At 45.2% G+C, this 13815-nt stretch carries 11 protein-coding genes; 5 read left to right on the top strand and 6 right to left on the bottom strand.

What is annotated here, in order from left to right:
* Positions 1 to 64 precede the first annotated feature (64 nt).
* From helD to INR79_RS24880, 4 genes are all read left to right on the top strand, one after another.
* On the top strand, positions 65 to 2131 hold the full coding sequence (helD, locus tag INR79_RS24895; RefSeq protein WP_223097435.1) for a DNA helicase IV: 2067 nt from the start codon (positions 65 to 67) through the stop codon (positions 2129 to 2131).
* A 14-nt stretch (positions 2132 to 2145) separates the two neighbouring features.
* Positions 2146 to 2745: a DJ-1/PfpI family protein gene (locus tag INR79_RS24890; protein WP_004409063.1), complete on the top strand. Its 600-nt coding sequence runs from the start codon at positions 2146 to 2148 to the stop codon at positions 2743 to 2745.
* The gene (locus INR79_RS24885) at positions 2729 to 3094 is read left to right on the top strand and encodes a VOC family protein (protein ID WP_223097433.1); all 366 of its coding nucleotides are present in this window, start codon (positions 2729 to 2731) and stop codon (positions 3092 to 3094) included. Before INR79_RS24890 ends, INR79_RS24885 begins: the two co-directional genes overlap by 17 nt.
* A gap of 174 nt (positions 3095 to 3268) precedes the next feature.
* Positions 3269 to 3853, top strand: a complete 585-nt coding sequence (locus INR79_RS24880; protein ID WP_223097431.1) for a YceI family protein — start codon at positions 3269 to 3271, stop codon at positions 3851 to 3853.
* Between the two features lie 117 nt (positions 3854 to 3970).
* On the opposite strand, the gene INR79_RS24875 is transcribed toward INR79_RS24880, so the two are convergent.
* Complete coding sequence (locus INR79_RS24875) at positions 3971 to 4426, bottom strand: methylglyoxal synthase (RefSeq protein ID WP_004409058.1); 456 nt, start codon at positions 4424 to 4426, stop codon at positions 3971 to 3973.
* Positions 4427 to 4546: 120 nt separating this feature from the next.
* On the bottom strand, positions 4547 to 5575 hold the full coding sequence (gene torT, locus INR79_RS24870; protein ID WP_262415426.1) for a TMAO reductase system periplasmic protein TorT: 1029 nt from the start codon (positions 5573 to 5575) through the stop codon (positions 4547 to 4549).
* A gap of 119 nt (positions 5576 to 5694) precedes the next feature.
* Here torT and torS point away from each other — a divergent pair, with 119 nt between their 5' ends.
* Positions 5695 to 8631 carry a TMAO reductase system sensor histidine kinase/response regulator TorS gene (gene torS / locus INR79_RS24865; protein ID WP_223097429.1) on the top strand — a complete coding sequence of 979 codons (2937 nt, stop codon included), beginning with the start codon at positions 5695 to 5697 and terminating at the stop codon, positions 8629 to 8631.
* A gap of 120 nt (positions 8632 to 8751) precedes the next feature.
* Here torS and INR79_RS24860 read toward each other — a convergent pair whose 3' ends face one another.
* The 4 genes from INR79_RS24860 to INR79_RS24845 all read right to left on the bottom strand — a co-directional run bounded on the left by INR79_RS24860 (position 8752) and on the right by INR79_RS24845 (position 13506).
* Positions 8752 to 8931 (bottom strand): hypothetical protein, encoded by a 180-nt coding sequence (locus INR79_RS24860; RefSeq protein ID WP_004409054.1) that lies wholly within the window; start codon positions 8929 to 8931, stop codon positions 8752 to 8754.
* Between the two features lie 217 nt (positions 8932 to 9148).
* Positions 9149 to 10774 carry a VRR-NUC domain-containing protein gene (locus INR79_RS24855; protein WP_223097427.1) on the bottom strand — a complete coding sequence of 542 codons (1626 nt, stop codon included), beginning with the start codon at positions 10772 to 10774 and terminating at the stop codon, positions 9149 to 9151.
* 66 nt (positions 10775 to 10840) lie between these two features.
* Positions 10841 to 12076 (bottom strand): OFA family MFS transporter, encoded by a 1236-nt coding sequence (locus INR79_RS24850; RefSeq protein WP_223097426.1) that lies wholly within the window; start codon positions 12074 to 12076, stop codon positions 10841 to 10843.
* A 215-nt stretch (positions 12077 to 12291) separates the two neighbouring features.
* The gene (locus INR79_RS24845) at positions 12292 to 13506 is read right to left on the bottom strand and encodes a sensor domain-containing diguanylate cyclase (RefSeq protein ID WP_004409048.1); all 1215 of its coding nucleotides are present in this window, start codon (positions 13504 to 13506) and stop codon (positions 12292 to 12294) included.
* Positions 13507 to 13815: the final 309 nt, after the last annotated feature.

Here is a 13815-nt window from a genome sequence, read left to right as displayed (position 1 = left end):
TTACGTTGTTCTGATTCGCTACGTGATCTAAGATTCTTACTCCATTCGATTATAGGTTTAATACATGCAAGTCACGGCGTCGCGGTCAGCCAAATTTTTAATACAAAGTGAATACAATGAAGTCTGTATTGAAGGCGATAAGCTGATACTAAACTCGGCGCAAAGTGAAGAACACATTCCTTTCTCTGTATGGGACGGCTCCATTACCCTCAAACGAGGTCTTATGTGGGGCAGCTTAGTTTTCCATGCTCATGGCAAAAATAATAAACAACAAGCCTGGTTAGTTCAGGGATTACCCTGGGAGGACTGCAATCGCTTCGTAAAGCAAGCTCAGCATGAATATTCCAGCTGGCATTACAACCAATGTAAGAGCCTGAATGAAAAGCTCCCAAGTTGGCAGGAAACGTTGGATCTTATGCGAAGCCAGCCTGCTTATCTGCCTACTTCCCAATTGAATAACTGGAAAAATGCCGTTTCTGAAGATTTCGCTTCACTCAATATGAGCCTTGAGGAAGCACAGCAGCGTATGCCCGATGCGATGACAAGCGTGTCCGACTGGCTAATCAACGGTGAATCGAATCAGAAAACAAGAAATCTGGAATGGTTGGAAAAAGAAAGAGAATACTGGCAGGTTCTTTTTGCTCAGGTGGAATCCAGCCCGCTCAACTTATCCCAGCAGCAAGCCGTGTTAATGAACAATGATCATAATCTCGTATTAGCCGGGGCAGGGACAGGCAAAACCAGTGTATTGACCGCGCGAGTCTCCTATTTACTGCAAAGCCATCAGGCAAAACCGGAAGACATGTTAATGGTGGCGTTTGGTCGAGATGCTGCCAGCGAAATGCGTCAGCGTCTGGAAACAAAGCTGGGCAGTGACGGACAAGCAATCAGCGTAAAAACCTTCCACCAGCTCGGGCTGGACATTATTCGCCATGTAGAAAATGAAAGTGTCGAAATAACGCCATTGGCAACCAATGACAACATGAAACAAGCGTGGTGTGTGCAGTGGCTAAAACAGCATTGGGCAACACAGAATCAGTTTAAGCGCTGGCAGAAGCACCTTTCGCAATGGCCAATTGCATACCTGAAAGGAGATGAAGAACTTGGGTCTCAATCCGAAAACCCTAAATTGATCGCGTGGCTTGAAAAACAATTAGAGCAACTGTGTGCGATGAATTTCGGCAAGAAACAAATCCAGCAACGCATTGTTGATCATGATGAGTATCCAAGGCTAAACAGTGAACTTCAATTAGTCTGGCCGTGTTATCAGGCATGGCAACAAATGCTCAAAGACAATAATCAAATTGATTTTCATACCATGATCACCAAGGCGACTAAGTATGTGGCGTCTGGAAAATATCGTCCGCAGTGGCGATACGTTATGGTCGATGAGTATCAGGATATTTCTCCGGCTCGACTTGAGCTGTTGGAAGCCATTTGTCATCAACCCAAAACTAAGGAACAAGCCTCTCTGTACGCCGTTGGGGACGACTGGCAAGCGATTTACCGCTTTGCTGGGGCAGACGTTAGCCTGACGACCGATTTCGATAAACGTTTCCCGGGCGCATCGATCCACTATCTGGACACCACTTACCGCTTCAACAACATGATTGGTGAAGTTTCTTCCAAGTTTGTTCAGCAAAATCCGGATCAAATTCAAAAAACTGTGACTAGTCATAAGACCATTAAACAAAAGTCGGTGGTTTTGTTGCATATGTCTATACTTGAGAAATCGCTTCTTGAATTAGACCAAAAACAAACTTCAAAAAAAGAAGTACTGCTACTGGGACGCAACCACTACCACTGTCCGGAGCAATTAAAGGACTGGCAAAAGTCCTGCTCTAATTTGGATATTCGGTTTATGACGTGTCATGCAAGTAAAGGTCAGGAAGCGGACTTTGTATTTATTTTAAGTGTCGATGAAGGTCAGTTTCCGGCAACAGAACGTCAACACCACCTCGATAGTGCACTAATACAAACCCAAGACACCTATGCCCATGCAGAAGAACGCAGACTGTTTTATGTTGCGCTGACTCGGGCGAAATCGAAAGCGTGGGTAATGTACGGAGCGCATCCGTCTACTTTTGTAGAAGAGTTGCGAGAAGGAGGTTACCCCGTCGTTAAAAAATAAAGGCTAGGGTAATCATGAACATTGGCATCTACATCTACGAATACGCAGAACCTATCGACTTCACCGGTCCATACGAAGTGTTCGCAACGGCAAACAAGTACGCAGCGAACTATGACGCTCAATTCCTACCATATCTGATTAGTGAGTCCGGTGACGCTGTAACGGCTAGGCACGGTTATCAGGTAGTTCCTCATCGTTCAATCCATAATCATCCAGAATTGGATGTGCTCATCGTTTCGGGTGGGGTTTACGCTCATGAAATGAAAAACATGCGGGCTATCAACTGGATTCAGGAACAGGCGTCGAAAGTAAAAATAGTCGCGTCAGTCTGTAATGGCGTCTTTTTACTGGCGCAGGCCAAACTGCTGTCTGATCGCAGAGTCACGGCGCATGAGCAGCATTTGGATGATCTTGCTCAGCAATTCCCAGATGTGAAGCTTGTGAAAAATACTCGTTGGGTAGAGGATGGAGAAATCATCACTTCTGCTGGTATGTCTGCGGGTATCGATATGAGCTTACAGCTGGTTTCCCGGCTTTCTAAGTTGGAACTGGCAAAGAAAACCGCTGACCAGCTCGACTTTAAATGGAGAAGCAAGCATGTCGTCGCCTATTGATTTTGAACATCACTCAATCAACTACATTGAATTCGCTGCGAACGATCTGGAAGCGACCAAAACGTTTTTTGAGGAGACGTTCGATTGGGTATTCACCGATTATGGAGAAGAGTACACAGCGTTTAGTGCAAAAGGTTTGATGGGAGGTTTCTTTAAGTCGGAGTCGGTTTCCTCTTCGGTCGACGGTGCACCTTTGTTGGTGTTGTTCAGTAAAGATCTGGAGAACTCCTTTGATTTAGTGCAATCGAAAGGCGTTGAAATCACCAAACCCATTTTCAGTTTTCCGGGTGGAAGACGTTTTCAGTTTAAAGAACCAAGTGGTAACGAGCTCGCCGTTTGGGGTGAATGAAAAAGCGTTTAAGCATTGAAATTCGTTACGATTTATTCGCGAATCGGATATGCACTAACTTTATTATCTATGAGACAATGGGCTGTGCTTAACTAGTTTAAGCTCAGCCCTTTCTCGTTGTGTTGGCACGAAAAAGTGAAAGGAATATATCAATAAATAAAAAAGGAAAGGAATATGTCGTTGTTCAGCCGATTACTTCTCAGTTTTATGGCGCTCGCTCCAATCTCTGCTCAGGCGGTGCATAAACACTATGTGCTCGATCCAAAAGTCTCATCCGTTAACTTCTCTACTATTAAGCTGCAGTACTTTTTGGAACCCGCAAAGTTTGAGGTGATCAGCGGTAATATCAATGCAGATGGTGAGTTCAAAATCGATATCGACTTATCTTCTGTTGATACCGGAGTAAAGATTCGTAACCAGCGTGTTAGCGACCTGTTCTTTAAAACAGATGAATACCCTAAGGCAATGCTGACTGGAACAATTGATTTGGCGGAGGTGTCGGCACTGACGGAGCCCACAATCAAAGAAGTGAAAGGTAAGCTTGAGTTTTATGGCAGTAGCAAAACCGTGAAAATGTCTTTGCTTGTGGTTAACACGCCGCAATACATCGCAGTAAGTACAGTATCTCCTGTTGTTGTGAATGCGGTGAGTTTTGGTGTCCCAAATACCAACGTAGAAGAGTTGGCGAAAACAGTAGGGGGAATTCCAATTTCTCCAGCAGTCGCCGTGAATGCAGCGTTGGTATTTAAACGCAAATAACCTGAGATCGGGTTAAATAACCTCTAAAACGTTAAGAAATAGCAGAACGCCGAGTTTGAAGACTCGGCGTTTTCTTTATTAATTGCTTAGTTTTGGCTCTGGCTTAAGAAGACTGGTTTAAGTTCGCTTCGCCAGGTAGGCATCATAATCTGGAATCTCGATATCCACTTCTTCTGTTAACAGGCTAGAAGCGAATAAGAAATTAGCCGTAGCGCGGTTTGTCGCGACTGGGATATTCCAGACACTCGCAATTCGCAGAAGGGCTTTCACATCCGGGTCGTGTGGAACCGAGTTAAGCGGATCCCAGAAAAAGATAAGCACATCAATTTTGCCTTCAGAAATCAGCGCACCCAGCTGTTGATCTCCCCCCATTGGACCGCTGATTAGGCTTTTTATCGCTAGCCCGGTTTCCTTACTCAGCATGTGCCCGGTTGTTCCCGTCGCGTAGAGAAAATGCCCTTGCAGCTTGTCTTTATTCTCTGTAACCCAGCGCAGCAATTCAGGTTTGCAGTTATCGTGAGCGACCAGAGCAACATTTTTATGTGCAGGCATTGTTCTTGTTGTTTTTTGCATTCTTTACTCCTTGAATCATACCCAAAACGAATAGAGCAACTGGGTATATATGTATTCTGCCAACATTTTGTGACAATTAACAATAAGCATGCTGAGAATGTTAGCTCAGGAGCTCTTAACCTATAAATGGTTCTCTTCTTCAACCATGTAAATAGGTCGGTATTCGGCGGGAGACAACGAGTCCGCAATAACGGTTTTGCTGATCTGCTCTGGTGTAAGAGGCTCGATAACCGGGACAAAATTGGATTTGAAAGGCTCATTTCTCAGGTAATGAGTTGCCTGCTGGATAGAGATTCTGCCTTGCTGAACCATCTTATCTGTGGGTGCAAACTGAACACGATCGCGGCGAAGACCTCGGTAAATACCGTGGCTCAAATAGGTCGAGATTAATCCGATATCGGTTCTTTTGGCATTTCTCAACTCACTGATTGCGGCTTCAATCGCAACTGCGCTGCCTACAATGTAGTCCACTTGTTCGGACTCTAAAACTTGTTGAACTAAGTTACGCTGTAACTCCTTGTCGTTATCTTCCCATAGGGAAACAACCACTTCAACATCGCTACTCTTTATTGCGTCATGAAACCCGCGTTCAACAGGCTTTGTTCCGCCTCTTTGCTCTGGTCCCGGAAGCCAGGCTACCTGAACTTTTCCACTGCCTTTGGGGTGCTTCTTTTTCAGGTAGTTACCCGTTTTGAATCCCATATCATACCAGTCGACCCCAACATAACCGTGAACCGACTTTGAGGCGTTGCTATCAGTATTTAACTGATTGACAGTGACGAACACGGGAGTCTGTCGCACTAAATCTGCGAGAGTATGTTTGTAGGCATCGGGAGCCACTGTGCCAAGCACTATCGCATCTGCGCCCCAATTTCGGCACTCTTCAATTTGCTGAGTCTGGCGCGTCAGATTGGGGTAGCCACCAGACTCCAGCACCTTAAGATTCACTCCTTGATTCTTGGCTTCTTCCACCATGCCGTAGTTGACCGAGAGCCAGTAGGAATCCTTTAAATGAGGATAAATGGCACATATTTTTTCTGCAGCGTGCGAAGGAAAGGCTGATAAGATCAAACTTCCGGTTACCAAGATAGGGTAACGTAAGGACGGTGTTCGGAATCTCCAGCTTAGGTGTTTAAAGCAATCTGGCATTTTTTCGCTTTCTTTTTGGAATCTGGGTGCAAACACTGCAAAATATAACCAAATAACAATAAAAAACCTAATGTTAATCCGGTTCGTTATACCCAATTTTCTTTCGCTATGAGGCAAAAATGCTGCTATCCCCGTCGAGTATAGGTCGCAGGCTTTTATATTCATTCATCGCTATCGCATCGCTAATGGTTATGGCTTCCCTTATTGGTATTGCAGGGTTCTCACTGGTAGCAAAAACCGAGCGCCAGCTTGCCGACAATGCTATTCCAGCCATGTTAGAAGCCCGTCAGGTTTCAGAGCTCAGTTCCCGAATCGTCTATTCTGCTCAGCTCCTTGCCAATTCAGAAAGCCCGACAGAAGTGAAAAGGTATGGTCAGACGCTGTTTGCAGAACTGAATCAGCTACTCACACACATTAAATTGCTCGGTTCAGACGCGTTCGATTCAACATTACTGGATAGACTAGAATCCAATGTTCAGAACATCATCGACAATTTAGCTGAGCTCGGTCTTGCTGTGGAAAAGCGACTCAAACTGAATGACGACATTGGGGATTCAGTCGAGTATATGCGCCTGAAAGCCGACGAACTGGAAGGGCTGGCGCGCACTCAGGTACTGAACTCCAGCACGGTTGCGGTAGCCAATGTCGCTCACGTATATGACTTGCTGGAAAGTAATAATTCAGAAGCGGCATACAACGCCCTGGATACGCTGGTTGAAGTGGATATGGATCTGACTGAACGCCTGCATGAGCTTCATCTTCTGGCGCTTCGTTTGCTTACCCAAATCGAAGAAGTGAAAAGTGTGACGGTGTTTTCGCGGATTCAGGAGCTTAAAAATCAGTTCGATTCTAACCTGACGATCATGGAGCGACGAGTTCGTTCAGTTGAAGATCCAACTCGTTCAGTAAAGATGAGTGGGTTAATTGATGAACTTCAGGCAAACAGCCAGATTTTTGAAATGTTGATGCAGCGTTATCAGAATGAAGAGCTGGCAAGCAGCCTGAATGCGAGAACGCACGGTTTGTTTGCTGAACTGAACAACATCGTCGGGCGACTGGTGGACGAATCAAATCAGAGCTCAACCGAGGCGATTGAGAATGTGTCGAAGACGCTCAGTATGGCGCAATGGACGCTGATTTTGCTATCAATGCTTGGGCTTTCCATTGTCGGAATTATTATTTGGAAAGTGGTGTATCAGTCGGTTGTTGTGCGTCTGAACCAGTATTCCAGTGCGTTGCTCAATGTTGCCGAAGGAAAACTGGAACTCGACATTGATGTTAAAGGCAAAGATGAGCTGGCAGACATGGGGCGGGCAATCATTGTCGCCCGAGATACCGCGAAAACCTTAAAGGTAGTGGCAGAAGGCGAGGCAGAAGCTAAGCAGGAACTGGAGCGCCACAAAGAGCATCTTGAAGAGATCGTTGATCAGCGTACACAGGAACTCAAGCACACCAACCAGAAACTGAACGTAGAAGTCTTGAATCATGCCAAAGCCAGAAACGAAGCAGAGCGTGCGAACCGTGCAAAATCTGCTTTTCTGGCAACCATCAGCCATGAAATCCGCACTCCTTTAAATGGTGTTCTGGGAACAGCCAGCCTGCTAAAAGAAACTTCGCTTTCAGAAGAGCAGCTCAAATACACCGACATCATTAATCGCAGCGGCAGCAGCCTGTTAAGTATCATTAACGATGTACTTGATTACTCGAAAATTGAAGCCGGACACCTGAAAGTTGCCCAACATAACTTTGACTTAGTGAGCATGGTTGGTGACATTTCTCAACTGCTATCCAGCCGTGCAACCGAGAAGGGTCTTAATCTCTATCAGGAAGTTGACCCTGAGATCGGGCGATATTTTCTTGGGGATTCAGTGCGAATCTCTCAGGTTCTGACCAACCTTATCGGTAATGCGATTAAATTTACGGATCAAGGCGAAGTGGATGTGTATGTGGGGAGAGATACCAATCGACCTAATCACATCTACTTTGAAGTTTCGGATACTGGTATCGGTATTGAAGAGACGGCTCTGGACACTCTGTTTGAAGCATTTACCCAAGCCAGTGGTGGTGAAGGCAAGGTCGGGGGGACAGGGCTTGGTTTAGCCATCTGCAAAAAGTTAATACAGGCTATGTGTGGTGTGATTGGCGTGCATTCTGAACCCGGAGAGGGAAGTCGGTTCTGGTTCAGCCTGCCATTACCGGTTGGGGAAGAACCTGAAGATTCACCAGAACCCGCAATACTCAGCACATGCCGAAAGGCAAACGTTCTTCTGGTTGAAGATAACCCAGTGAACTGTTTAGTGGCAGAAGGGTTTCTGGAGCATTTAGGTCATACAGTGACGACAGCGACGACGGGCGAAGACGCCAAGTTGTTAATGATGAAGCACAGTTTTGATATCGGATTACTGGACATTAACTTGCCTGACTGCAACGGAGTCGATCTTCTGGCTGAGTTGCGACGTATTGAACAGCAGAACCTAGCTGAGACCGGAGGAGAACTGACTCCGATGATTGCCGTCTCTGCTCATGTTTTCAGTGAGGAAGTATCAGAATATCTGGCTTCTGGTTTTGATGCCTTTGTTCCTAAACCAATAGAAAAAGAGTTTTTGGCGAATACACTCGCCCAAGTACTTGAAGGTCAAATGCCTGATGTCGCCGTTGGAATCCGGGAGTCTGACTTCAGTTCAACTGAACCAAAGTTGGTGACAGAAAACGTGACCCCTGAATTTGATTTGCTGGATGTTTCAGTGATTCGGCAGGATGCTAGCGTGTTGGGTAAAGAAAAGGTGATGAGCTGGATTGAGATTTTCAAACAATCATCAGCTCAGGACTGGGAAAACATTAGTCTGGCGTTTGAAGCAGGAGATGAAACTGAAGTGAAATCCCACGCGCATAAATTGAAAGGATCCGCCGCCAGTTTAGGTTTAACAGCGTTGCGAGAAGCACTTGCCGAGATAGAAAGTTCTTCAGACCCATTGGCATTGTTGAGAAGAGAGAGGGACGCTATTAAGTCTCTGCTGGATAATTCAGTTGAGGCACTGCAGACTCTAGAATTGTAGCTAGATAGCAAAGTTCAACAGACATTAGAGCCAGTGTCAGAAAAATGAAAACCCCGATGTTCATTGTCGGGGTTTTGATTTCAATGCTGATTACATCAGCTCGGAAAATAACACTATTTATCATTTATCGCCTGCGAGCAGCCCACTTAAGGCGTAAGGGTCATCCTCCATTCCAAAGGCGATTCGACCCCGAAGTTGTTCCAGTTCATTCTCTAGCTGATACATTTGGTCGAAATTACCTTCAGAACAAGCGATGTAGATTTGTTGTTCCAAGTCCTCAATTTTATCTTGAATACTCATCTTAAACCCTCCTGTGAGGAATGTTTTTCAGAGTGATTTGCCAACATCGGTTAGCAAATCTCACAAGGATTATAGTCAACGATTTTAAATTGGATCAGCGGATTCGGATCAGGCGACAATACCTCAAAAACACAAACCAATAACTTACAAAAAGGCATGTGGACGAATCACTCGAAGATCCAATCACTTAGCAAGAAATGAAAATTACGCAAATTTTTTATGATTTTTTCTTGGAAAAATTCACATAGCAGACCTCAGCATTCACACCCAGTTGCTGGAATTTCTGTAGCCAGCGAATTTGGTTTTGCTGAAGTTTATCGCCAGGTCCTTTGACTTCGATAAATTTGAGCTCTCCATTTTTAAAGGCAACCAGATCGGGCTGACCCGCACGGAAATTTCGCATGTCTGAAAGCATCACACGAAACAATTCAACTAATTGATCTTTTGATAGGGCAGAATTTGCCTGTGTGATGTGCTCTGGGGTAAACACGTCCCAAATGACATATGGGTTCGCTATGCCATACTTTTCGCTGTAGCGCTCTATGAGGGGCTTATAACCCAAAGTTAAAAACCGATGAATATCGGTCTCAATCAGCTCAGACCGGTTTTCACTGAATTCCGGGCGATAGAGGTCCAGAGGCCGGTACTGGTAGGCGTGGTTAAACGCTCCCTGAACGGGCGCGTAGATCGAATCCCAAAATACCAATCCAAACAACCCATTGAGAAAACAGTTTTCTAAGTAGTAAGTCTCCCAACCAGACTGGTTGTAGTGGATTTGAGTGGCTACCTCGACGCGTTGTTCAGACAAATCCAGTTCAATGTATACCTCTTCAAACTTTGGCTTCTTTACTGGAGAAGACTTATCACCAAGCTTTTTCACTAGTTTTCGCTCAATTCGCTGGGCAACTTCCCATTCATCGACATCGTAAGGTGAGCTCAGCATATCTTGGGTGAGAGATAGGGCTTGTTGGTCTAACCCCATTTTTTCCCACATGCGGACACGTCGCTCCCGACTTGGCGGCAAAGCGTTTTCGCTGAAATGCAAAATCGCTTCGTCAAATTGCTCGTGGCGTTCTAAGTCTCTAGCCAGTTTATTGATGAGGTGAGAGCGTTTTTTATCGACATCCTGATGACCACTTTTGGCAGGTAATGCATTGAGCCAATGCTGAATATGTTCAAGAGGGGCTTTTCGATATTCATAATACTGATTACCAATAGCACCAATTTCGAGCAGTGAGAGCAGCTCATCCCTATGGTTGAAGTAGCGAAGTTTCCGACTCAGTGGGTAGCTTTCAAAGCGATTCAGCCCTAAATCAGACAATACAAACTGGGTGAAATCCTGATGTGTGTTAGTAAAAAACAGCGCTGTAAAGATCGGCATCAACTCGGCATGAAGTAACTGAATACAGGTAAATGGCAGGTTCGCTATATCGACTTCTTCATCGGGCAACAGGCTGATTAAATCAGATTTGGGAAGCTGCTTATTCAGGTCAGGGTAGAGGGCTGAGATTTCAGGCTTTGTGAGCAGCGAATTAGCCAGTTGTCTGCACTTCAGTTTGTCAGGAAGAAAGATAAGCTTGTGTTCACTAAGCTGAGCCAGACACGCTGTGATATCCCCAATTTCTTGGTATACCAGTTTATCACTTCGAAACCACTCTCCCTTGCGCGAAAGCAGACGGATCAGCAGGCATTGAGACGCTTTTTCTAGTTTGTTGTACGACTCAATCCAGCTCTTTTCTTCATCGGCAAGAAGATCATCATAAGTCTGAATGGCGTTATTCAACAAAAGCTGGAAATTGGAGTGATAGTAATCAACGGGTAATTCAGGTGGTTGTGAAAGCATATTCGTCGCATAAAAAAGAGCTTACCTTTAAGGGTAAGCTCTTTCTCTGTAGAGATTCAAATCTAATTAAGCGGCTGTTTTAAGCTCTGCTGCTTTCGCTTCGCTGATTGGCTTAGTGATAAGAGCCAATACCACACAAACACCCATCATTACGGCTGAAATCGTGTACGCCAGACCGAAGCCTCCGCCATGAGTCATGGAGTAACCCACAACCGCTGCACCGATAGCGCCACCGATACCCCATGAGGTGTAAAGCACGCCATAGTTTGTACCATAGTTTTTCAGACCGTAGTATTCCGCAGTAATAGACGGGAATACCGCCAGAAGCGTACCGTAGCCGACTGCTGCAATGGCAGTACCGATGATCAGCGTGAATTCTGAAGTAAAGGTTGCGAAAAGAACCATGTTGATGCCCTGAAGAATAAACGCAAGAAGCAGAGTGCGAACACCACCGATTTTGTCGGATAGGATACCCGCCGCAACACGACCGCCTGAGTTAAATACCGCAAGGATAGAAGCCAGGTAAACTGCGTTTGGCAAGTTCGCCTGAACGCTTGCGATGTTGGTGATGTTACCAATGATCATCAGGCCTGCTGACGCTGCAAAAGCGTACATGATCCACAAAGAGTAGAACTGAGGTGTTTTCAGCATGTTCTTCCAGGAAATATCAACAGGCTTCTTAGCAGCAACTGGCGCTTTACCTGCTTTTACTTTTGGCTCTTCAGGCGTGTAACCCGCTGGTGGGTTGTTAATGGTGCATGCAAGCGGAACAGCAATGATCAAAACACCAATACCCAGAATCATAAAGCTGGAGTTGATGCCGTAAGAAGAAATCAGAGCAGAAGTTACCGGAGCAAGGTAAACCGCTGCCAGACCAAAGCCCGCTGCAATCAGACCGTTAACCAGACCTTTCTTTGAAGAGTGGAACCACTTCATTGCAGAAGGAGACAAACACGCGTAACCAAAACCGATACCCGCACCTGTGATAACGCCAAACGTAATGTTTAGCATTAGTACAGAATCCGCGAAGCTTGAACCAATCATACCAAGACCAGTCAGGGCAGTACCCAAAATCAGGATGTTACGTGGACCCATGCGGTCTTGCAGTACGCCAGCAACAAGAAGACAGATAGAGAATGTGATCGTTGCGATTGCGTAAGGCTGAGAGGCGTCTGATGCACTCCAACCGAAGTCACTGACCAAGGCTTTGTTGAATACGCTCCACGCGTACAAGATACCCAAACAAAGATTGATACAGAATCCGGCAAGAAGAATTCGCATCGCTTTATCGATTTTATTCATTTCTCTTCTCAATACACCCGCGAGGGGAAGTTGGTTACTAAAAAATTTTTTGTCTTTATCAAAAAAAGACACAAGAACTGCGCGCGGATTATAAACAATCTCAATGTGATTGGAATCCCTTTTTCAACATAAAGTCGGAGAAATTTCGAGATCGGGGTGGAGTAGGCTGGATATAGGTATTGACAATGTTGCGAGGCTGTTAACTTAACGTTGGTCTAACTGTAAAAATCGTTATCTGTAGTGACGATGCAGTTTTTTCCAAGACGTTTTGCTTCATACAGTGCGCGGTCTGCCCGCTGGATCATAAGGCTGTAATCAGAGTCAGAATCACAGGAACAGGCGACACCAAAAGAAGCCGTGGTGGCTTCTTCAAAGTTCCACTTATTGATTTCCGATTTTATCGCTTGGGCATAACACAATGCTTGTTCATAGTTGTAATCGCTCATACAGATAATGAACTCTTCGCCGCCCCAGCGAGCACTAAAAGCGTGGCTGCCTAATACTTCATTTAAAACTGCCGCAAAGGCACGCAGGGTTTTATCGCCACCAGCGTGACCGTGCTTATCGTTGACTGACTTAAAATCATCAAGATCAATAAGAATACAGCTCATCGACTGATCAAGCTTATAGCGGCTTTCTAATGTCGAAGTCATGAAACGGCGGTTATGCAGACCCGTTAAAGAGTCATGATTCGCTTGGTACGTCAGTTTTTCTTCCAGAATAAGCTGCTCGGTCACGTCTAATACCGATACCTGAACGGCTGGCTGACCGTCCCAGTCAATCACTCGTTCAGAGAGCTTGAAATAAGCGGTAGAACCGTCGAGTCGGAAGTTTCGTACGGTGACATTCTGGCTCGTGTTCTCGCCCGCCAGCAGCATATCGTAACGAGAACGTGCCACATCCTGATACTTTTCAGGTATATGAGAAAAGATGGTACCTGTCGAAATCAGAGCATCGACGCTCGGATAGCCGAGCATTTTTGCATAAGTCTGATTCACCAGAAGTGGTTTGAAGTCGCGGTGTACCAAGATGCCCTGAAGGGAGCCTTCCACCAGTTCTCGGTAGCGACGTTCGTTTTCCTGCAACTGAAGCATTGCTTCTTCCTGAGCGGACATATCGATGATCGTAACTTGAAGTGCAGGCTTACCTTCCCACTCAATGACATGGTCGATAGCCAGAACCGAAAACTCTCTGCCGTAGCGATCCACATTTATAGAGGAGTGCATTCTTGGACGCTGCTGATTTGCAAGGATTCTTTGGTAGGTATTCAGAGCTTCTTGATGATCACAGGGAGCGATAAGATCAAGCAAGCTATCTAGCTGGTAGATATCTTCTGGGGAATCGAACCCATAAATTTTGGCGAATGCTAAGTCAACGTAGAGCGCTTTAAAATTGCGCTGAATGACCACGCCATAAGTACTATCAAACAAAACGAAGCTCTGGTGGTTTATAAAACACTAATGGTATCTCACAAAGCTGGGGTACATGTGATGATCGAGCTCCCGAAAATAGAATTTCCCTTAAATTAGTGATGAGAAATTTAAATGTTAATTAACTGTAACAAAAGCATTGAATAATTACTTTTAACTAGCAATATCAATACTTGAGGGTGTAACTAAATGTTTCTGCTGTTAACTGTTTGTAAACGTGTGCTTAATGTACGAAAAACAATGCAGTTTTATCGTGATTTTTACTTGAAATTGGGCAATAAATGCGCAAAATGGCGACTGAAAACTAAG

Source organism: Vibrio sp. SCSIO 43132 (genome assembly GCF_019904195.1).
Lineage (GTDB): Bacteria > Pseudomonadota > Gammaproteobacteria > Enterobacterales > Vibrionaceae > Vibrio > Vibrio nigripulchritudo.
The sequence above is the reverse complement of the archived record's forward strand: the minus strand, read 5'-3'. Positions and strand labels throughout refer to the sequence as shown.